We start from the raw sequence: 21,586 nt of genomic DNA, 5'->3' as shown, positions 1-21,586 counted from the left end.
ATATCCTCCTAACTATTACTTCGTTTTCTTATCGTCAGTTCCATGACCATGGAACGTCCGTGTTGGTACAAATTCACCTAACTTATGACCGACCATGTCGTCTTGGATGTAAACTGGGACATGCTTGCGACCATCATAAACAGCGATTGTGTACCCGATGAAACTTGGGAAAATTGTTGAACGACGTGACCACGTCTTGATGACAGATTTCTTGTCAGAATCAGATTGTGCATCGATTTTCTTTAATAAATGCGCATCTGCGAAAGGTCCCTTCTTTAAACTACGACCCATCGTGTGACCTCCTCTCGATAACTACAGTAAATTCAAATTTTATTAGTGTTTGCCTGGACGGCGACCACGAACGATAAGCTTGTTTGAACGAGCCTTCTTGTTCCGAGTCTTCTTACCAAGCGTCTTCTTACCCCATGGAGACATTGGAGATGGATGACCGATTGGTGCTTTACCTTCACCACCACCATGAGGGTGATCGTTAGGGTTCATTACAGAACCACGAACAGTTGGGCGCTTACCTTGCCAACGTGTACGACCGGCTTTACCTGAGTTGATTAATTCGTGTTGTTCATTACCAACAGTACCAATAGTAGCACGGCTAGTTAATAATACTAAACGAACTTCACCAGAAGACAAACGAACAATTGCGTACTTGCCTTCCTTACCCAGTAATTGTGCTGAAGTACCAGCAGAGCGAGCTAATTGGCCACCCTTACCTGGCTTCAATTCAATGTTGTGAATAACAGTACCAACAGGGATGTTAGTTAATGGTAATGCGTTACCAACCTTGATGTCGGCTTCGGCACCTGATTGAACTTGCATACCAACTTCCAAACCTTTTGGTGCTAAGATATATGATTTCACACCGTCAGCGTAAACTAATAATGCAATGTTAGCTGTCCGGTTAGGATCATATTCGATTGCCTTAACGGTTGCTGGAACTTCATCCTTAATCCGCTTAAAGTCAACCAAACGGTATTGTTGCTTATGACCGCCGCCACGATGACGAACAGTAATGTGACCATAACTGTTACGACCGGCAGTGTGACTTTGTGAGTCTAATAATGACTTTTCAGGCTTCGTCTTAGTGATTTCAGAGAAATCTGAAGCAGTCATATTACGACGGCCGTTAGTGGTTGGTTTATACTTCTTAATACCCACTAGAGTTACCTCCTAAATTAGATTTATTGTTGATCGTCGTTGAACAACTTGATTTCGTTAGAATCAGAACTTAAGGTAACAATAGCCTTACGACGCTTCTTAGTGTAGCCGGCGTAACGACCTTGGCGCTTAAGTTTTCCTTTAACGTTCATAACGTTCACTTTAACGACTTTAACATCGAAGATTTCTTCGATTGCTTTTTTAACTTGGGTTTTCGTTGCCTGTACGTTGACATCAAATGTGTAGCGCTTGTCGTCCAAGTCAGCCATTGATGATTCAGTAACTACAGGACGTAAAATTACATCGCGTGCTTCCATTATGCGAGCGCCTCCTCTAATTGATCGAGGGCTTTTTGGGTAACGACTAATTTGTCACTATTAGCGACATCTAAGACGTTAACACCTTTGGCTTTAAGGATCTTAACATTTGGTAAGTTACGACCTGCCAAAGCAGCCTTTTCATTGTCCTCTTCAACCAAAACAAGAGTCTTGGTATCGACGTTGAGGTTGTTTAATACATTTACAAAATCCTTAGTCTTTGGTGCGTCGAAAGCTAAGCTATCAACTGCAACTAAGCTGTTGTCTAAGACCTTTTGTGAAAGGACAGACTTCAAAGCTAAGCGCATAACCTTCTTAGGTAATTTGTAACTGTATGAACGAGGGGTTGGTCCGAAGACAATCCCACCTTTACGCCATTGTGGTGAACGGATAGAACCTTGACGCGCACGACCAGTACCCTTTTGACGCCATGGTTTACGACCACCACCGCGACGAGCACTACGGTTCTTAACTGCGTGAGTTCCTTGACGCATTGATGCACGTTGCATCAAGATGGCATCAAAAACCACGTTTTCGTTTGGTTCAACACCAAACACAGCGTCGTTCAAAGTAACGTCACCATTTTGCGTACCGTCTTGTTTAAATAATGCTACGCTAGTCATGTATTATGTCCTCCTTCCTTATTTACTCTTAACAGATGTTTTAACTGTTACAAATGACTTGTTGGCGCCAGGGACATTCCCTTTAATTAATAAAACGTTGTTTTCAACGTCGGCACGAACGATTTGTAAGTTTTGCATCGTACGTTGGTGATTACCCATCCGGCCTGGTAATTTCTTACCTTTGAATACCCGGTTGATGATGGCACCCATTGAACCAGGACGACGATGGTAACGAGAACCGTGAGCCATTGGTCCACGACTTTGGCCGTCCTTATGGATATTACCTTGGTAACCATGACCTTTAGTGATACCCGTAACGTCAACGGCGTCGCCAGCTGCGAAAATATCCGCTTTGACTTCGTCACCTACTGTGTAATCTCCAAGCTCAACATTACGAATTTCACGAATGAAGCGCTTAGGAGTCGTTTTTGCTTTTGCTGCATGACCTTGAGCAGGTTTGTTCGTCAAGACTTCGCGTTTGTCGTCAACACCTAATTGGATTGCTTCGTAACCGTCATTTTCAACGGTCTTAACTTGCAACACAACGTTAGGTTGAACTTCAACAACTGTAACGGGAACTAATTCGCCGCTTTCAGTGAAGACTTGCGTCATTCCTACCTTTTTCCCTAAGATTCCTTTAGTGGTCATGAGTACACCTCCAATTAATTGATTTTAGTTTAGTAAATTAAAGCTTGATTTCAATATCTACACCGCTAGGCAAGTCTAACTTCATTAATGAGTCGACCGTCTTAGGCGTTGGGTTAACGATATCGATTAACCGCTTGTGAGTCCGCATTTCGAATTGTTCACGTGAGTCCTTAAACTTATGTGGTGAACGTAGAACGGTATAAATAGTCCGTTCAGTAGGCAATGGAATAGGACCTGAAATAGTAGCACCAGTTCTCTTTGCCGTTTCGACAATCTTGTCAGCTGACTGATCAAGAATGCGGTGTTCGTATGCCTTTAAGCGAATACGAATTTTTTGCTTTGCCATTGTTGTGACCTCCTTCGTCTATTTTGAAAATAAGACTAGCTCCGTGAAAATTACCGCCACGTCCCATGACAATGTGGCCGGGCGTGTCGCAACCTTTCACATCAAAGCTAACTACGACTACTTGATGATGGGGATATAGTTATCCCCTTCTAAATACCAAGCACAATCTATAATAAATGAAAAGCTCTGTAATAGCAAGTGTTTTCGCACTTTTTTTATAACCATCGTTGTAAACCGTGTTACCTTTTTGAACCAGCTCAATTAATGTAACACAAATTCCATCCAATTAATAGCGTTTGCGCCTAATTTCTTTTTGGTGAGCGCTTTACATTTCTCACTGTCGACCGGCCACGATCATGTGGACACCTACTAGATTGCATTAACATTTTCTCAGGAACAAGACCCGCGTTCAGCGTCATGCATTTTTGTCTGGAGTCATTTAATCGGACTTCAACACGCTTAATTCAACTGCTCCTACATCTGACGGCGCCGTCACACTGACCCACGTTCTTGTTCGTCTACCTTCTATTATATTGTCATCTGCTTACCACCGACCGTCAGCACCTTGGCCGTGGTCACCGACAACCGTCAACTCATGTGGTTATCTCCGGTACAAAAAATGTGATGTTGTCCGCGTTCTCCTTATTATGCTATGAGTCTCGCACCCTTTAATATTATGGCTGCCAGTTTTATGGTCGCAGCGGCTAGTAACTTAACTAGTGCGACCCTTGTTGCGCGATTGTACCCTTGCGCGATGACATAGGCCTGAGCAGCACTGTGCTCGTCACAGCCGTACCCAATGCCAGTGACGGCCAAACTATCCCAAGCCGCTTCAATTGATGTGCCACGTTGTCTTACGACGAGCAGTAATCACATTTAGTTCGACCAGAAATTTATGTAAAAAAAGAACGTCCAGCCGAAGCTGAACGTCCTTCTTATTATCAATCAAGCTTATTTGGCAGGAGTGCCGCCATTCTTCTTGATGATATCTTCTTGAACTGACTTTGGTACCTTTTCGTAATGATCAAAGGTCATTGTGAAAGTCCCACGACCTTGAGTAGCTGAACGTAATGTGGTTGCATAACCAAACATTTCAGCCAAAGGAACGTATGCATGAACTTCTTGGGCATTCCCACGTTCTTCCATACCTTCGATGTTACCACGACGAGCAGTAACGTGACCCATAACATCACCTAAGTAATCTTCTGGGGCAACGATATCAACCTTCATGATAGGTTCAAGGATAACAGGGCCAGCAGTCTTAACGGCATTCCGCAATGCTAATGATGCGGCAATCTTGAAGGCTGCTTCACTAGAATCGACATCATGGTAAGAACCATCATAGAGCTTAGCCTTAACGTCAACCAAAGGATAACCAGCTAACACACCGTTAGCCATAGCTTCCTTCAAACCTTGTTCAACTGAAGGAATGTATTCACGAGGAACAACCCCACCGACGATGGCATCTTCGAATTCGAAGCCTTTACCTTCTTCGTTAGGTGTAAATTCAACCCAAACATCCCCATATTGACCTTTACCACCAGATTGGTGAACAAACTTACCTTGAACTTGAGTGCTCTTAGTAAAGGTTTCACGGTATGAAACTTGAGGCGCACCAACAGTGGCTTCAACATTAAATTCACGCCGCATCCGGTCAACGATGATATCCAAATGCAATTCACCCATCCCGGCGATCAAAGTTTCACCAGTTTCAGGGTTAGTTTCAGCCTTGAAAGTAGGATCTTCTTCAGAAAGCTTTTGTAAGGCAACGTTCATCTTATCTTGGTCAGCCTTAGTCTTAGGTTCAACGGCAACCTGGATAACTGGGTCAGGGAATTCCATTGATTCCAAGTGATATGGATGGTCAATCGAAGTCAATGAGTCACCAGTAGTCGTGTTCTTCAAACCAATTGCAGCAGCGATATCACCAGAGAAAACTTCTGGGATTTCTTTCCGTTGGTTAGAATGCATTTGAAGTAAACGACCAACCCGTTCACGTTTGTCCTTAGTGGCGTTCAAGACATATGAACCAGATTCCAAAGTACCTTGGTATACCCGGATGAAAGTCAAACGACCAACGAATGGGTCAGTAGCAACCTTAAATGCTAAGGCAGCGAATGGCTTATCATCACCGGCAATCAAGTCAACTTCTTCTTCAGTTTCAGGATCAGTAGCCTTGTATGGCTTAACATCAAGTGGTGATGGTAAGTAGTCCACAACGGCATCCATTAACATTTGAACACCCTTGTTCTTGAAGGCTGAACCAGCTAATACTGGGAAGAATTCAAGTGCTAACGTTCCTTTACGGATAGCAGCCTTAATTTCTTCTTTGCTGATTTCTTCACCGCCAAGGTACTTTTCCATGATGCCGTCATCGATGTCAGCTAAGGCTTCAATTAAGTCATCACGTGCAGCTTGGGCTTCTTCTTTGTATTCATCAGGAACGTCAACCGTATCCCATTCAGTACCAAGTTGATCTTCATCATAAAGGTCAGCCTTCATTTCGATTAAGTCAATGACCCCTTCGAAATTATCTTCGGCACCAATTGGTAATTGGATGGCGTGGGCGTTAGCTTGTAAACGATCATGGATCGTGCTTACAGAGTACTTGAAGTCCGCACCAATCTTGTCCATCTTGTTAACGAAAACGATCCGGGGAACGTTATACGTTGATGCTTGACGCCAAACTGTTTCAGTTTGAGGTTCAACACCTGATTGGGCATCCAATACGGCGATCGCACCATCTAAAACCCGAAGTGAACGTTCAACTTCAACAGTGAAGTCAACGTGCCCTGGGGTATCGATGATGTTAATCCGGTGGTTCTTCCACTGTGCAGTCGTGGCAGCAGAGGTAATGGTGATCCCACGTTCTTGTTCTTGGGCCATCCAGTCCATTTGTGAAGCACCATCATGGGTTTCACCAATTTTGTGAATTTTACCAGTGTAGTACAAGATCCGTTCAGTAGTCGTGGTCTTACCAGCATCGATATGGGCCATAATACCAATATTACGGGTCTTATCGAGTGAGAATTCTCGTGTATTAGCCATTAGAAAATGTGTTACTCCTCTCAATATAAATGGAATTAACAGTATAAAGTTTATTTCAAAAAATGACTACTATATGCGCGCATATAATAGTCACCTTTTTGTGATTAGTTAAAGGCGACCTTTAACCATCTCACGGAAATATTACCAACGATAATGGGCGAAGGCACGGTTGGCTTCAGCCATCCGGTGAGTATCTTCACGCTTCTTAACTGAAGCACCAGTATTGTTAGCAGCATCCATGATTTCACGAGCTAACCGGTCGGACATAGTGTGTTCGCCACGTGAGCGAGCATATTGAACGATCCAACGAAGGCCAAGAGTCGTCTTACGATCTGGGCGAACTTCGATTGGAACTTGGTAGTTAGAACCACCAACACGGCGGGCCTTAACTTCAAGTACTGGCATAACGTTCTTCATAGCTTCTTCGAAGACTTCCAAAGGATCGTTACCAGTTTGTTCTTTGATTTGATCAAAAGCATCATACAAAATAGTTGATGCGGTACCGCGCTTACCATCTAACATTAAGTGGTTAATTAAACGCGTTACTAATTTAGAGTTATACATTGGATCTGCTAAAACTTCGCGTTTTGCAGGTGCACCTTTTCTTGGCATTTAACTTACCTCCTTATTATTTCTTTGGCTTCTTGGTACCATACTTGGAACGGCTTTGGCGACGATCTTCGACACCAGCAGTATCCAAAGCACCACGGATAACATGGTAACGAACACCAGGTAAATCCTTAACACGACCACCACGAATTAAGACAACGCTATGTTCTTGGAGGTTATGACCAATACCAGGAATGTAAGCTGTAACTTCGATTAAGTTAGATAAACGTACACGGGCATACTTCCGTAAAGCCGAGTTAGGCTTCTTAGGAGTCATGGTACCGACACGAGTAGCAACCCCACGCTTTTGTGGCGCTGGGTTATTAGTTGCAACCTTCTTGTAACTGTTATACCCAAAGTTTAACGCTGGGGCATTTGATTTTGATACTTTAGACTTACGGCCTTTGCGAATTAATTGATTAATTGTTGGCATGTTCTAAAGTGTCCTCCTTCCAAATATCTGTTTTTTAAGTCCACACATCCAGGTGGTTCTTTTTTGAGTAAAAAAGAATGCCTGGAGCATGGTAATTGTGCGCTTAGCCGACCAGTCAGCATGTCTGTATTCCTGATACAGGAATCTGTCTGCAAAAAGCACCTTTACTAGACTATCATGACATGCCGAAGTTGTCAATAAATGTCCTGAAAAAATAGTGGTGCTTTACATTGCGTAACTAGTGATGAAAGGTGGTCCTTCCATGTTAACCAGCAGTCTTTTTATTATTGGCCTCTGTCTGGGCTCATTCGTGACCTGTATGGCGGAACGCATCAGCAACGGACACATACTCATTAGCACTCAACGATCACGGTGTCCACACTGCCGGCATCAATTACGGTTCTGGCAACTGATACCATTACTCGGCATTCTGCTTCAACGGGGGCGATGCTATGATTGTCGCACTCCTATCAGCCTCCGTTCCAGTCTGATTGAATTACTTTGTGGTAGTCTACTAGCTTCTAGCAGTACGTCATTGTCATTGACGCTGCCACTTCTGATTGGTTACTTGGTATTGATTTTCAATAGTCTTACTGATTATCTCACTTTTGAAGTCTACCCGCTGACATTACTTCTTCCAGCCGGACTGGGCTTATGGCAACAACGGCCACCCCTGACGATCAGTCTCTACCTCGTACTTGCCTTACTAGTCGGACTATACTTGCTGGCCCAGCTAACTGCCACCTTTGGTCTCGGCGATGTTGACGTTCTACTCATGCTCGTCTTCATCATTCCAGCCGACACACTGTTGACCTGTCTCGCCATTGCGGCCGTTGCCGCATTAGTTGGTTTTATCATCAGTGCCCCACGCCATCGCTTACCATTCGTGCCCTTCATCAGTTGGAGCTTCATCATGGTCACCCAACTCACGGGTCTCGCATAGCGAGCTATAATTGCAATGTTCTAGTACGTCCGATTATTGCTTGTTAGTCAGTACGCGTCCTGTTCGGATGAACGACCACTCAACTGGTACAAGTTGTCGTCGAATTGTTTACTACTTGGAACTTTAAACAAGCGTTAATATCGTATCAGTTGTTCTGACCCTCAGTAGTAATATGGTGATTTAGAAATCGGGGACAGCTCACAATTCTATTATTACCCTGAAAGTTCCCCGATAAGATTCCGGTCTCAAAAAAGTAACGACTAATCCGTCAAAAGTTGCGTACGCACGTGCCCACCATTCGAACACCATCCCGAGCGGAAGACGTTTCTTAGCACTACAAGAGTGTGCGGTTTAGACGGGCTGAGACTGAGGATTAGTGTAGCTAACCGAAAGTCTCATTCTGACCTGAACACGTTTCACCAATATAGTATTAAGGTACGGCAGTCCAGCAATTAGCAGAAATGCCTGGAGCGCGGTGCAGGACACACTAACTAAGCAAGTTTACACAAACTTGAACTTTTCCAGCAAGGCTCAGTTAGTCTTCTCCCCCTGAAGATCAACCTTCATCGCCGAACGCCCCAGATAGCTTACCTACAATCGTGCATACAAAAAGGACGACCACAATGGCCGCCCTTTTTAGTTACTTAGCAATTACTTGCTAGCATCTTGTTCTTGCATTTGTTTTTCAAGGTCGCTGATTGAGTAAACCCCATCAGCCACGTTGCCAACTTCCTTTGGTTTGATATGACGGTAAACCGGCATACCAGTCCCAGCAGGAATGATCTTACCAATGATAACATTTTCCTTAAGCCCGATCAGTGGATCGTTCTTACCACGAATAGCAGCATCAGTTAAGACCCGTGTCGTTTCCTGGAATGAAGCAGCTGACAAGAAACTATTCGTTTCAAGAGCGGCTTTAGTAATCCCAAGAATGACTGGCCGTGACGTTGCAGGAATACCACCAGCAATCAAGGTCTTGTAGTTCTCGTCCTTGAAGTCTGCAATATCCATTAACGTCCCAGGCAAGACGTCGGTATCGCCCGGATCCATGACCCGAACCTTCCGTAACATTTGCCGAATCATGATTTCAACGTGCTTATCGCCAATTTCAACCCCTTGCATCCGATAAACCTTTTGAACTTCACGGAGCAAGTAGTTTTCAGTTGATAAGACATCACGTACTTGAATCAATTGCTTAGGATCGATCGACCCAATGTTCAACGCAGCACCACGGTGAATAAAGTCGCCTTCACTAACCGCCATCCGTGCTGTTAACGGCAACGTGTAAGTCCGGGTATCAGTTTCACCCTTAACCGTAACTTCCTTCGTCCGTTCCGCTGGATTTTCTTCAATTAATTCAACCGTCCCAGTAACTTCTGAGATTTCGGCACGCCCTTTAGGATTCCGTGATTCCACAATTTCTTGCACACGAGGCAACCCTTGGGTAATATCGTCCCCGGCAACACCACCGGTATGGAAGTTCCGCATGGTCAGCTGAGTACCGGGTTCACCGATAGACTGTGCGGCAACTGTCCCAACAGCTTCACCAACTTCAACTTCATCACCAGTAGCCATGTTACGGCCGTAGCAATGTTCACAAACCCCATGCTTAGTGTTGCAAGTAAATGCAGAACGGATCGTAACTTCCGTTACACCAGCATCCACGATTTTATGAGCTAAGTCTTCGTCGATCAAGACGTTGTTACCAACAATTTCATCATGCGTTTCAGGATCAAAGACAGTCTTCATCGTGTAACGACCTAAGATCCGGTCATACAACGGTTCGATGACTTCGTTACCTTCCATGATTGCGTGAATCCGCAACCCACGGTCAGTCCCACAATCCTTTTCACGAACGATAACATCTTGAGCCACATCAACCAGACGCCGAGTCAAGTAACCTGAGTTGGCAGTCTTAAGCGCCGTATCGGTCATCCCTTTACGAGCACCGTGGGTTGAAATGAACATTTCCAAGACAGACAAACCTTCACGGAAGTTTGAAAGGATTGGTAATTCCATGATCTTACCGTTAGGGGCAGCCATCAAACCACGCATCCCAGCTAACTGAGTAAAGTTTGAAATGTTACCACGCGCACCAGAATCACTCATCATAAAGATTGGGTTATCCGCGTTGAAACTTTCAATCAGTTTTTGTTGGATTTGGTCCTTAGCGTCGTTCCAGACACCAATGACCCGTTCATAACGTTCGTCATCAGTAATTAAACCACGACGGAACTGTTTTGAAATCGTATTAACTTGTTTATGGGCTTCGGCGATAATTGCTGGTTTTTCTTTCAAACCAGTAATATCGGCAACCCCAACCGTCAAACCAGACTTAGTTGAAATGTTGTAACCTAAGTCCTTCATCCGGTCAAGCAAGAGTGACGTTGCTGTCACGTGATATTGCTTGTAAACTTCAGCGATAATGTCGGCCAAGAAGCCCTTCTTGAATGGTGGAATGATTTCCTGGGCATCCAAGAATTGATGAATATCTTCACCAGGCTTCAAGAAATACTTGTCCGGTGTACCAGCAATCAAGTTATCGTTAGTTGGTTCGTTCAAGTAAGGGAACTTGCCAGGCAAAATGTTGTTGAAGATTGCCTTACCAACCGTCGTGACTAAGACTGCTTGCTTCTGATCGTCCGTGAATGGCTTGTCAGGCATTGATGAGACCTGAATGCCGACCCGGCTATGCAAATGTACATAACCTGATTGGTAAGCCTTTTGCGCTTCATTCAAGTCCTTGAAGATCATACCTTCGCCTTCACGACCGATTTCTTCAGTCGTCAAGTAGTAGTTACCGATAACCATATCTTGAGATGGCGTAACAACGGGTTTCCCGTCCTTAGGCGCCAAAATATGGTGGGCAGCCAACATTAAGAGCCGTGCTTCAGCTTGGGCTTCATCTGAAAGTGGGACGTGAATAGCCATTTGGTCCCCATCGAAATCGGCGTTGTAAGCTTCACAAGCCAATGGATGGAGCCGCATCGCTTTACCACTAACCAAGACGGGTTCGAAAGCTTGAATCCCTAAACGGTGAAGCGTAGGGGCGCGGTTCAAGAGAACAGGATGTTCCTTGATAACGTCTTCCAACACACCCCAGACATCGTCATCAGCATGTTCGATCTTTCGCTTAGCATTCTTGATGTTAGAAGCTAATTCACGTTTAACCAATTCCTTCATGATAAACGGTTTGAACAATTCCAACGCCATTTGACGTGGTAAGCCCATTTGGTTCATCTTCAAGAAAGGCCCAACATCGATAACCGAACGACCAGAATAGTCAACCCGCTTACCAAGTAAGTTTTGACGGAACCGCCCTTGCTTCCCTTTCAACATGTGTGAAAGAGACTTCAATGGCCGGTTACCAGGACCAGCAACGGGACGGCCACGACGACCATTATCGATCAACGCATCAACGGCTTCTTGCAACATCCGCTTTTCGTTTTGCACGATAATCCCAGGTGCATTTAAGTCCAACAAGCGTTTCAACCGGTTATTACGGTTGATAACCCGCCGGTACAAGTCGTTCAAGTCAGAGGTGGCAAAACGACCACCTTCCAATTGAACCATTGGCCGTAAGTCCGGGGGAATAACCGGAATTGCGTCCATTACCATCCAAGCTGGTTCGTTACCAGATGTCACGAAAGCTTCGATGATATCAAGCCGCCGAACGGCCCGGGTCCGCTTCTGACCAGAAGCATCCTTCAGAGTTTCCTTTAAATCACGTGCTTCTTTTTCAAGATCCACGTTATTCAATAACCGTTTGATGGCTTCGGCACCCATGGCAGCTTCAAATTCGTTACCATATTGAGCCTTCTTCTCACGGTATTCACGTTCAGAAAGTAATTGCTTCTTTTCAAGTGGCGTATTACCAGATTCGATAACGACGTATGAAGCGAAGTAAATGATTTCTTCAAGTGCCCGGGGACTCATGTCTAAGACTAAGCCCATCCGGCTAGGAATTCCCTTAAAGTACCAGATGTGAGTAACTGGTGCGGCAAGTTCGATATGACCCATCCGTTCACGACGGACTTTACTACGAGTCACTTCGACCCCACAACGGTCACAGACAATACCCTTATAACGAATCCGTTTGTATTTACCACAAGCACATTCCCAATCCTTAGTAGGACCAAAAATCCGTTCGTCAAACAGACCGTCTTTTTCAGGTTTCAATGTCCGGTAGTTAATGGTTTCTGGCTTTTTGACTTCGCCATATGACCAGCTGCGAATCTTGTCTGGGGATGCCAGACCGATTTGCATGCTTTCAAACTTGTTGACATCGATCAAAGGACCGACCTCCCTTTTTATTGATTATCTTGCTGAGCGTTGGTTGTTTCAGAAGGCTTAGCGGCGTCAGCTTTTGTGGCCTTGTCCGCAGCCTTCTCATCTTGTTGTTGTTTAAACTTGCTGAGTGCATCGACATTGACAACTTCATCGTCATCATCATCCATGTCCCGCAATTCGATTTCTTTGTCTTCAGAATCCAAGACTTTCATGTCAAGACCGAGTGCTTGCAATTCCTTAACCAACACGCGGAATGATTCCGGTACGCCAGGCTTTGGAATTGGTTCGCCCTTAACGATTGCTTCATAGGTCTTAACCCGACCAACAACGTCATCGGACTTGTAAGTCAAGATTTCCTGCAAGGTATAAGCTGCACCATAAGCTTCCAAGGCCCAAACTTCCATTTCACCGAAACGTTGGCCCCCAAATTGCGCTTTCCCACCAAGTGGTTGTTGCGTAACCAAAGAGTAAGGTCCGATTGAACGAGCATGGATCTTATCGTCAACCATGTGACTAAGCTTCATGTAGTGCATGACCCCAACAGCGACCCGCTTATCGAACGGTTCACCAGTCCGACCATCATAGACGATCGACTTGGCATCTGAATCAACCCCAGCTTCACGAATGGCTTCCCAAATATCTGTATCTTGAGCACCATCAAAGACAGGCGTTGCCATGTGAATTCCTAACTTCCGAGCAGCCATCCCCAAATGCAATTCGAGCACTTGCCCGATATTCATACGAGAAGGCACACCCATTGGGCTTAACATGATATCGATTGGTGTCCCATCAGGCATGTACGGCATGTCTTCTTCAGGAACCACGATTGAAACCGTCCCTTTGTTACCATGCCGACCGGCCATCTTGTCACCAACTTGGATCTTCCGCTTTTGTGCGATGTAGACCCGAACCATCATGTTAACGCCAGGAGATAATTCATCACCGTTTTCACGAGTGAAGATCTTAACGTCCTGGATGATACCGCCGCCACCATGAGGAACCCGGAGTGACGTATCCCGAACTTCACGCGCCTTTTCACCAAAGATCGCATGGAGAAGCCGTTCTTCAGCTGACAATTCCGTAACCCCTTTAGGCGTTACCTTACCAACCAAGATGTCACCGTCTTTAACTTCGGCCCCAATCCGGATAATCCCGTCTTCGTCAAGGTTCTTCAATGCATCTTCCCCGACGTTAGGAATTTCACGAGTCATTTCTTCAGGTCCAAGCTTGGTGTCACGTGCTTCTGATTCATATTCTTCAATATGAATTGACGTGTAGACGTCTTCACGGACTAAACGTTCATTAATAATGATGGCATCTTCGAAGTTATAACCATTCCAAGTCATGAAAGCAACTAATGGGTTTTGCCCAAGGGCTAATTCCCCACCTTCCATTGCTGGACCATCGGCTAAGACTTCATCGTTATCAACGTGATCGCCAACTTTAACGATTGGCCGTTGGTTATAGTTCTTACCACCGTTAGAACGACGGAATTTCATTAACTTGTAAGTGTCTAATGAACCATCATCGCGACGAACGCGAACTTCGCGAGCATCAACGTATTCAACCGTTCCTTCATGACGACAAATCAAGGCAATCCCTGAGTCATGTGCAGCTTTATATTCAATCCCAGTCCCAATTAATGGCGCGTGAGGATCAAGTAACGGCACCGCTTGTCGTTGCATGTTGGCACCCATCAAAGCACGGTTAGAGTCATCGTTTTCCAAGAAAGGAATACATGCCGTTGCGACGGCAACCACTTGTTTAGGCGAAACGTCCATGTAATCGACATTTTCGATTGGCGTTTCCAAGTTTTCTTCCTTGTTACGAGCTAAAACAGTGTCTTCAACGAAAGAACCATCATCATTCAATGGAGAGTTGGCTTGTGCAATCACAAATTGGTCTTCTTCATCGGCTGCTAAGTAGTCGATCTTATCGGTAACCTTATGCGTTGTCCAATCGACACGCCGGTATGGCGTTTCGATGAAGCCGTAACGGTTGACCTTCGCATAAGAAGACAAACTGTTGATCAAACCAATGTTAGGGCCTTCAGGCGTTTCGATTGGGCACATCCGACCGTAGTGGGTATAGTGCACGTCACGAACTTCATATCCGGCCCGATCACGAGTCAAACCACCAGGTCCTAAGGCTGATAAACGCCGCTTATGCGTTAATTCACCTAAGGGGTTGGTTTGGTCCATGAATTGTGACAATTGTGATGACCCAAAGAATTCCTTAATTGAAGCAACCACTGGGCGAATGTTAATCAATTGTTGTGGCGTTACCGTCGCAGCATCTTGAATCGACATCCGTTCACGCACAACCCGTTCCATCCGGGATAACCCAATCCGGAATTGGTTTTGCAATAATTCACCCACGGAACGAATCCGCCGGTTACCCAAGTGATCAATATCATCGGTTGAGCCAAGACCTTCTTGCAAGTTGAAGAAGTAATTAATGGAAGCAATGATATCAGCAGGCACAATGTGCTTGAACTTCAAATCAATGTTGCCATTACCAATCACGTTCACAACCTTTTCAGGGTCGTTTTGTGAATAAACCTTAACAACTTGTAAGACCATTGGATTCGTAACAACGGCTTCGTCAGATGGTGTGTAAGTAACCGTCTTAAAGTCGTCACGTTCCAAGTATGGGGATAGTTTAGCCATGACATTCTTGTCAATGACCGTATCCTTTTGCGCAATAACTTCACCAGTATCAGGATCAGCTAATGTCTCAGCTAACGTTTGGTCCATTAAGCGCGTCTTCATGCTTAACTTCTTGTTAACCTTGTAGCGACCAACTGGTGCGAAGTCATACCGTTTTGGATCGAAGAACCGAGCAGTCAATAGGCTCCGCGAACTGTCAGCCGTCTTAGGTTCACCAGGACGTAGCCGTTCGTAGATATCTTTTAAGGATTCTTCAACCCGGGAGTCGTCGGTGTTCTTATGAACGTCCTTTTCCAACGTCAACATCAAACTGTCAGTTTCACCCAACATGTCAATAATGTCATCGTCAGAACCATAGCCTAAGGCCCGGACTAATTCCGTCAATGGAATCTTCCGCGTACGATCGATCCGTACGTATGAGACATTCTTGGCGTCAGTTTCAAGTTCTAACCAAGCACCCCGGTTAGGAATAACCGTTGTGCCGTAGCTAGGACGCCCATTTTTATCTAATTCTTCATTGAAGTAAACGCCGGGTGAACGAACCAATTGTGAAACAATGACCCGTTCGGCACCGTTGATAATAAACGTCCCTTGTTCAGTCATTAATGGAAAATCACCGAAGAATACGTCTTGCGACTTAATTTCACCAGTTTCATGGTTAGTTAAACGTAGGGTAACGTGCAATGGTGCCGAGTAGTTGGCATCATGTTCACGAGCTTCTTCGACGGTGTACTTTGGTTCTAATAATTGATAGTCGACAAATTCAAGTGAAAGTTTTCCTGCGAAATCGTCGATCGGCATAATATCTTCAAACATTTCCCGGAGACCTTCATCCAAGAACCATTGGTAAGAATCGGTCTGGATTTCGATCAAGTTAGGCAAATCAAGAACTTCCTTGATACGTGCATAACTTCTACGGGTACGGTGTTTACCGTATTTTACTAAATGTCCGGCCAAGTTGTTCACCCCTTCTTATTATTCCGGAACCCGCCACCTCCGGTCAAATATTACATTTGTGTTACAAATGCGTTTTTGACCGAATTTTAGGCATAAAAAAACCAAAAATAGTCGCTTAAGTTGACTATTTTTGGATTTATATTAACGAGCCGCACAGACAATAGATTGCGCGTTCGCTCGAGTTCACGGTTACAGACAAGTTATAATATACATCGAATAACGTTAGTTGTCAACTAGTAGACTTCTCTGCCGCCATTAGTTTTCTGGTTCACTCGCAACCCCGTATAAGATCATCTTTAAAAGAGTTTGAACGCGGGTCCGCTCGTCAGCATGAGGATCACCGATTTGATGAAAACTGTTAAACAGTGGACTCAAGCTGGTGATATAGAAATTCGTCGCCATCTGTGGTGTGACCCCCACATGTAGTTGCATGTCAGGTTGCTCAAAAACGGTTTGAATCGGCTTCACATAATCAGTAACAAATATGCCGCCCAACTCGCGAATATGTTCATGCGTTAATGCTTTGAAACTGGAATGAATTAACGTGAAGACATCAGCCGGATGCTTATGCGTTAGTAATAGCGAGACTTCTGTTAATTGATCCAACGGAGACCAATCCGCACGGACTTGAATCGCTTCAATGCCAGCCTTGATTTCCGCACCGACCGTCGTAATGACAGCCAGAAAGATGACCTCTTTATCTTTAAAATGGTGATAAAGCGCGGGCTGCGTAATGCCAATCGCATTCGCAATGTCGCGCGTACTTGTCGCATCATACCCATTTCTTAAAAACAGTTCCCGGGCTGTGTCTAAAATTGCCTGGTGCGTCTTCGCCATCTGTTCGGCTCGTGTCGCCATGTTATCATCTTCTTTCTTGACTTTATTTCCTATTATAATTTACACCAATCAGCACCGAACCACCAGCCTCAGATCCTACAGTTCACTTCAGTGGGTAGCATCTTAATACCGATTGAACCTAAAAGATGACGCCTGAAGTGGACTACCACTTCAAGCGTCATCTTTAATTTAATCGCGCCTACTTTGAGGAAACGGTCGAACGACCATCTGCCTTAGGCTGGTTTTTAATATTAATTGTAATGGCACCCTTGCTAGCACCAATCGTAACTTGGTCATCGACCTTAATCGCGCCAGTCAATAATTCTTCACTTAACCGATCTTCGATTTCAGTCTGTAATGCCCGTCGAATTGGTCGTGCTCCGTACTCAGGATCAAAGCCAGCCTTCGCAACCACGTCAATGGCAGCCGGAGTGATTTTGATCTTGATACCTTGTTGGGCCACTCGATCAACAATTTCTTGTGACATCAACTTAACGATTTCGTGTAATTCTTCCTTATTCAATGAATGGAAGACGATTGTTTCGTCGATCCGGTTTAAGAATTCTGGGCGGAACGTCTGTTTTAACGTTGCTCGAATCGTCGCAGCAACCGCATTGTAGTCATTGGCCTTATCAGTTGCACCAAAACCAACTGATTTTTCATCACGAAGTGTGGTTGCCCCAAGGTTCGACGTCATAATCAGAATCGTATTTCTGAAGTCTACCTTCCGACCCTTAGAATCCGTCAAGTAGCCGTCATCCAAAACTTGTAACAAAATGTTAAAGACGTCCGGATGAGCTTTTTCAACTTCATCAAATAGCACGACCGAGTATGGTTTCTGGCGAACCTTCTCTGTCAGCTGACCGCCCTCGTCATAACCAACGTAACCAGGTGCCGAGCCAATCAAACGACTAGTCGAATAGCGTTCCATGTATTCAGACATGTCGATCCGAATCATATTATCTTCAGACCCGAACATCGCTGCTGCCAAGGCTTTTGCTAGCTCCGTCTTACCAACCCCAGTTGGTCCTAAGAACATAAAGGAACCAATTGGCCGACTCGGATCTTTCAACCCGCTGCGCGCACGGCGAATAGCACGAGCCACTGCGGATACGGCTTCTGGCTGCCCAACAACCCGTTCATGCAAAATCTTTTCCAAGTTAACTAAGCGTTCACTTTCAGATTTTTGCAATTGCGTTAACGGAACCCCGGTCCATTCGGCAACGACCTGAGCAATATCCTCACTTGTGACTTGTAAATCATAGTGTGGTGTTGCCCCCTCAGTCACTTCGGCGTCTTGGTCAGCTTCGATTCGATCTAGGCGTTGCTTCAGTTGCATCTCCTGCTTACGAATATCAGCGGCCTGTTCAAAATCTTGTGCTTCGATCGCTGTTTCCTTATCCTCACGCAGTTGCGCTAACTTGTCCTGGTTCTTGGATAGCTTCGTTGGTTGATCCATCTGATCGATGCGGACTTTAGCTGCCGCCTCATCCATCAAGTCAATGGCCTTATCAGGCAAGAAACGATCACTGATATACCGGCTGGATAGCTTGACTGCTTGATCAACAGCTTCATCCGTAATCGTAACCCGATGATGTTCTTCATAGCGTGGCCGTAGTCCATCTAAGATTTCAACGGCTTCGTCTTCGGTCGGTTCATTGACCATGACCGTTGCAAAACGCCGTTCCAACGCAGCGTCAGATTCAATGTACTTTTGATACTCATTTAAAGTGGTTGCCCCAATCGTTTGGAGTTCCCCTCGTGCAAGTGCGGGTTTCAGAATATTAGAGGCATCAATAGCCCCTTCAGCACCACCGGCACCAATCAAGGTATGCAATTCATCGATAAATAAGATCACATGGCCATCGTTGTAAATTTCATCAATCACTTTTTTCAGGCGGTCTTCGAATTCACCACGATACTTTGTCCCAGCGACTAGTGACCCCATATCGAGCATCATCAAGCGCTTATCTGCCATATCAGTTGGCACATCACCGGCCACAATCTTTTGGGCTAGACCTTCGGCGATTGCAGTCTTCCCAACCCCAGGTTCACCAATCAAGACCGGATTATTCTTCGTCCGCCGTGACAGGATCTGAATGACCCGTTTGACTTCCTTGGAACGACCTACTACCGGGTCCATTTCTTGTTCACTAGCTAATTGGGTCAAATCGCGCGCCAGAGAATCCAAGGTTGGCGTTCCTTCAGTCTTCTTGCCACCGCGATTAGCCGCGTTACCCTTGCGCTTACTCATGGCGTCACTGACACCTAGCTTGCGAAGAACGACTTTACGCGTCTGACCTAGATCTAAGTTTAAATTCATTAAAATTCGCGAGGAAAGGATACTTTCATCAGAGAGCATCGCTAACAACAAATGTTCCGTTCCAATCTTGTTGGCACCGAGCCGTTTTGCTTCATCACCGGCAACGGACAAAATTTCTTTGGCCTTTGGTGAATATGGCAAGTAAGTATCCTTGCCAACATTGCTCAACGTCCCATAGCCAGTGAACCGTTCGATTTCTTCACGAATGTCATCTTCACTAACGGCATATTGTTGTAGCACCTTATTAGCAATTCCATTCTTTTCGATGGCCAATGCTAATAGCAAATGCTCCGTACCAACTGCCTGATGCTTGAAATATTTGGCCTGTTCCTGTGCCAGTACCAGCACACTTTTGGCACTAGGTGTAAATAAGTTATCCATTGCGATTCCTCGCTTTCTTTAGCTTTCGTAACGCAAGTGGTTCAAGATTCCGATAATTATCCGGGCCCGCAGACTGTTTTCTAAGTCCCGGTCCGTTAATCCTAACGTCTCGTGGTCAATCGCCACTAAAATCAATTGCGCTTCTCGACGATTTAAGACGTCGTCCTCGTATAAACTTTGGACGACCGCATAAGCATCTCGTTGTGTGATTGAATCGCCGATCACCTGTATGAGGGCGTCCAACACATCAGCATCATCGACCAAATTAACCTTCTCAATGCGAATATAACCACCACCGCCACGTTTACTTTCAACTAAGTAACCATTTTGGATCGTAAACCGGGTCTTAATCACATAATTAATCTGTGAGGGTACCACGTTGAAAAGGTCGGCAATTTCTGACCGTCGAATTTCAACATGCTCCGAGTCCGCCAAAATACTTTTTAAATACTTTTCAATAATATCCGAGATATTTTGACTTTGCATGTGCTTCACCCTTTTCATTATCTTTGACTAATATTGACTATTATTATACGAGGATAATGGAAAAAAGCAAAGAATTTCACCCAAACCGCGGACTAGCATGTGCTTAACGGTTGTTACAGCATAGCACGCCAAACGTTTGCTTTCAATTGATTCAACCGTTTAGAACCTCATAATGATTAAATTATTAGGTCTCCATATTCATTGAACTACCTATTTAGAATATGTCAAGTTGAGTCACTCCTCATTGCAGGCGATGGGCACTTGTATCACAACGATGAACAGCAGTTCCGAGACTAATTTCTCCGAGCTCATGACTAACAGTGGCTGTTGCCTTGTCGGGATTATGAGTCACAACCACCGTATTCTTCACATGGCTGACTTAGTGAGTAACGTCGCAAAAGTGTCCCCTGACCGTTGAAACACCCATGCTTACAAAAAAGGTCATAAAAAAAATCCAGCCAAATGACTGGATTAGTTGGTTTAACCGTAATCGGGAAAACAGGATTTGAACCTGCGACCCCTACGTCCCGAACGTAGTGCTCTACCAAGCTGAGCTACTTCCCGAGAAAATTAAATAAAAAGCCTTAGCACTTAACTAAGACTGTGTTAAACGATCGGGAAAACAGGATTCGAACCTGCGACCCCCTGGTCCCAAACCAGGTGCTCTACCAAGCTGAGCTATTTCCCGATACTAATGCACCCAGTAGGAGTCGAACCTACAACCTTCTGATTCGTAGTCAGACACTCTATCCAATTGCGCTATGGGTGCTTATTTAAAATGCCGAGGACCGGGATCGAACCGGTACGGTTATCACTAACCGCAGGATTTTAAGTCCTGTGCGTCTGCCAATTCCGCCACCCCGGCAAATTAAAAGCGGAAGACGGGATTCGAACCCGCGACCCCCACCATGGCAAGGTGATGTTCTACCACTGAACTACTTCCGCATAATAAAGCTATTAAATTGTAAATGCCGACTAGAGGATTCGAACCTCCGACCTCCTCATTACTAGTGAGATGCTCTGCCAACTGAGCTAAGTCGGCATGTGCGGGTGAAGGGACTCGAACCCCCACGTCGTAAGACACTAGAACCTAAATCTAGCGCGTCTGCCAGTTCCGCCACACCCGCATGATGTTAATCATGCCTTGTTGCCGGTTCAAACAGTTCTTACTGGTATGCCTTGACAACTATTTAACTTTATCATCATGTTGAATACTTGTCAACAACTTTTTTCAAATAAATGGATAAATATACTTTTTACTGGATAAACAAGTTATATTTTTCCGACAAGAAATATTATAGCACGGTAGCCGAAAATAGCAAACCCTATTTTCAAAAAAAGGTGAATAAATTTCAGTAACCCCAGCTTTTTCGCCCTTTTGCGCCTGAAATGTTGTCCCAACATTCTGCCCGTCCCGCAATTATTTAGTCAACTCGGCCGTTATTTCCACTCACATTTTAAAATCGACAGTTCCTTTTAATACTCATTAATTATGCAAAAAAA

Annotated in this window: 15 protein-coding genes and 7 tRNA genes; 1 reads left to right on the top strand and 21 read right to left on the bottom strand. The window is 44.9% G+C overall.

The annotated features are described in order from the left end of the window. Positions 1–15: 15 nt before the first annotated feature. The 9 genes from rpsS to rpsL form a co-directional block, all read right to left on the bottom strand. Complete coding sequence (gene rpsS, locus ACWQAU_RS10910) at positions 16–291, bottom strand: 30S ribosomal protein S19 (RefSeq protein WP_003638064.1); 276 nt, start codon at positions 289–291, stop codon at positions 16–18. A gap of 42 nt (positions 292–333) precedes the next feature. Then, positions 334–1,173 carry a 50S ribosomal protein L2 gene (gene rplB, locus ACWQAU_RS10905; protein WP_003641255.1) on the bottom strand — a complete coding sequence of 280 codons (840 nt, stop codon included), beginning with the start codon at positions 1,171–1,173 and terminating at the stop codon, positions 334–336. A 23-nt stretch (positions 1,174–1,196) separates the two neighbouring features. Beyond that, on the bottom strand, positions 1,197–1,490 hold the full coding sequence (gene rplW / locus ACWQAU_RS10900) for a 50S ribosomal protein L23 (RefSeq protein WP_003641254.1): 294 nt from the start codon (positions 1,488–1,490) through the stop codon (positions 1,197–1,199). Next, positions 1,490–2,113, bottom strand: coding sequence for a 50S ribosomal protein L4 (gene rplD, locus ACWQAU_RS10895; protein WP_003641253.1), 624 nt, complete (start codon positions 2,111–2,113; stop codon positions 1,490–1,492). Before rplD ends, rplW begins: the two co-directional genes overlap by 1 nt. Before the next feature lie 18 nt (positions 2,114–2,131). After that, on the bottom strand, positions 2,132–2,761 hold the full coding sequence (rplC, locus tag ACWQAU_RS10890) for a 50S ribosomal protein L3 (protein WP_003641252.1): 630 nt from the start codon (positions 2,759–2,761) through the stop codon (positions 2,132–2,134). Between the two features lie 37 nt (positions 2,762–2,798). Then, positions 2,799–3,107, bottom strand: coding sequence for a 30S ribosomal protein S10 (gene rpsJ, locus ACWQAU_RS10885; RefSeq protein WP_003638059.1), 309 nt, complete (start codon positions 3,105–3,107; stop codon positions 2,799–2,801). 951 nt (positions 3,108–4,058) lie between these two features. Beyond that, entirely contained in the window at positions 4,059–6,155 is a 2,097-nt protein-coding gene (gene fusA, locus ACWQAU_RS10880) for an elongation factor G (RefSeq protein ID WP_003641250.1), read from the bottom strand. 141 nt (positions 6,156–6,296) lie between these two features. Further along, positions 6,297–6,767 (bottom strand): 30S ribosomal protein S7, encoded by a 471-nt coding sequence (rpsG, locus tag ACWQAU_RS10875; protein ID WP_003638057.1) that lies wholly within the window; start codon positions 6,765–6,767, stop codon positions 6,297–6,299. Positions 6,768–6,783: 16 nt separating this feature from the next. Next, positions 6,784–7,197 (bottom strand): 30S ribosomal protein S12, encoded by a 414-nt coding sequence (gene rpsL / locus ACWQAU_RS10870; RefSeq protein WP_003641249.1) that lies wholly within the window; start codon positions 7,195–7,197, stop codon positions 6,784–6,786. A 262-nt stretch (positions 7,198–7,459) separates the two neighbouring features. Here rpsL and ACWQAU_RS10865 point away from each other — a divergent pair, with 262 nt between their 5' ends. After that, on the top strand, positions 7,460–8,140 hold the full coding sequence (locus ACWQAU_RS10865) for a prepilin peptidase (RefSeq protein ID WP_013355335.1): 681 nt from the start codon (positions 7,460–7,462) through the stop codon (positions 8,138–8,140). Between the two features lie 651 nt (positions 8,141–8,791). Here the strand turns inward: ACWQAU_RS10865 and rpoC are convergent. The 12 genes from rpoC to ACWQAU_RS10805 all read right to left on the bottom strand — a co-directional run bounded on the left by rpoC (position 8,792) and on the right by ACWQAU_RS10805 (position 21,210). Continuing rightward, a complete protein-coding gene (rpoC, locus tag ACWQAU_RS10860) occupies positions 8,792–12,433 on the bottom strand; it encodes a DNA-directed RNA polymerase subunit beta' (RefSeq protein ID WP_003641247.1) in 3,642 nt (1,213 codons plus the stop codon). A 17-nt stretch (positions 12,434–12,450) separates the two neighbouring features. Further along, complete coding sequence (gene rpoB, locus ACWQAU_RS10855; RefSeq protein ID WP_003641246.1) at positions 12,451–16,065, bottom strand: DNA-directed RNA polymerase subunit beta; 3,615 nt, start codon at positions 16,063–16,065, stop codon at positions 12,451–12,453. 246 nt (positions 16,066–16,311) lie between these two features. Beyond that, entirely contained in the window at positions 16,312–16,914 is a 603-nt protein-coding gene (locus tag ACWQAU_RS10850; protein ID WP_003644087.1) for a TetR/AcrR family transcriptional regulator, read from the bottom strand. Between the two features lie 178 nt (positions 16,915–17,092). Beyond that, positions 17,093–19,597 (bottom strand): ATP-dependent Clp protease ATP-binding subunit, encoded by a 2,505-nt coding sequence (locus ACWQAU_RS10845; protein WP_022638251.1) that lies wholly within the window; start codon positions 19,595–19,597, stop codon positions 17,093–17,095. An 18-nt stretch (positions 19,598–19,615) separates the two neighbouring features. Continuing rightward, entirely contained in the window at positions 19,616–20,083 is a 468-nt protein-coding gene (locus ACWQAU_RS10840) for a CtsR family transcriptional regulator (protein ID WP_003644086.1), read from the bottom strand. Positions 20,084–20,573: 490 nt separating this feature from the next. Then, positions 20,574–20,647, bottom strand: a tRNA-Pro gene (locus ACWQAU_RS10835). A gap of 50 nt (positions 20,648–20,697) precedes the next feature. Next, a tRNA-Pro gene (locus ACWQAU_RS10830) sits at positions 20,698–20,771 on the bottom strand. 7 nt (positions 20,772–20,778) lie between these two features. Beyond that, positions 20,779–20,852: transfer RNA gene (locus ACWQAU_RS10825), tRNA-Arg, on the bottom strand. Between the two features lie 10 nt (positions 20,853–20,862). Then, a tRNA-Leu gene (locus tag ACWQAU_RS10820) sits at positions 20,863–20,948 on the bottom strand. Positions 20,949–20,956: 8 nt separating this feature from the next. Next, a tRNA-Gly gene (locus tag ACWQAU_RS10815) sits at positions 20,957–21,028 on the bottom strand. Between the two features lie 24 nt (positions 21,029–21,052). Further along, positions 21,053–21,125: transfer RNA gene (locus ACWQAU_RS10810), tRNA-Thr, on the bottom strand. Positions 21,126–21,128: 3 nt separating this feature from the next. Then, a tRNA-Leu gene (locus tag ACWQAU_RS10805) sits at positions 21,129–21,210 on the bottom strand. Positions 21,211–21,586 lie beyond the last annotated feature (376 nt).

It is taken from the genome of Lactiplantibacillus sp. 3062, assembly GCF_055413545.1.
Note: the sequence above shows the minus strand (reverse complement) of the source record. Positions and strands in the feature narration are given on the sequence as shown.

Coding starts and splice junctions, on each gene's coding strand:
- rpsS (WP_003638064.1), bottom strand. CDS start 291: ATGGGTCGTAGTTTAAAGAAGGGACCTTTCGCAGATGCGCATTTATTA.
- rplW (WP_003641254.1), bottom strand. CDS start 1,490: ATGGAAGCACGCGATGTAATTTTACGTCCTGTAGTTACTGAATCATCA.
- rplD (WP_003641253.1), bottom strand. CDS start 2,113: ATGACTAGCGTAGCATTATTTAAACAAGACGGTACGCAAAATGGTGAC.
- rplC (WP_003641252.1), bottom strand. CDS start 2,761: ATGACCACTAAAGGAATCTTAGGGAAAAAGGTAGGAATGACGCAAGTC.
- rpsJ (WP_003638059.1), bottom strand. CDS start 3,107: ATGGCAAAGCAAAAAATTCGTATTCGCTTAAAGGCATACGAACACCGC.
- fusA (WP_003641250.1), bottom strand. CDS start 6,155: ATGGCTAATACACGAGAATTCTCACTCGATAAGACCCGTAATATTGGT.
- rpsG (WP_003638057.1), bottom strand. CDS start 6,767: ATGCCAAGAAAAGGTGCACCTGCAAAACGCGAAGTTTTAGCAGATCCA.
- rpsL (WP_003641249.1), bottom strand. CDS start 7,197: ATGCCAACAATTAATCAATTAATTCGCAAAGGCCGTAAGTCTAAAGTA.
- ACWQAU_RS10865 (WP_013355335.1), top strand. CDS start 7,460: ATGTTAACCAGCAGTCTTTTTATTATTGGCCTCTGTCTGGGCTCATTC.
- ACWQAU_RS10850 (WP_003644087.1), bottom strand. CDS start 16,914: ATGGCGACACGAGCCGAACAGATGGCGAAGACGCACCAGGCAATTTTA.
- ACWQAU_RS10845 (WP_022638251.1), bottom strand. CDS start 19,597: ATGGATAACTTATTTACACCTAGTGCCAAAAGTGTGCTGGTACTGGCA.
- ACWQAU_RS10840 (WP_003644086.1), bottom strand. CDS start 20,083: ATGCAAAGTCAAAATATCTCGGATATTATTGAAAAGTATTTAAAAAGT.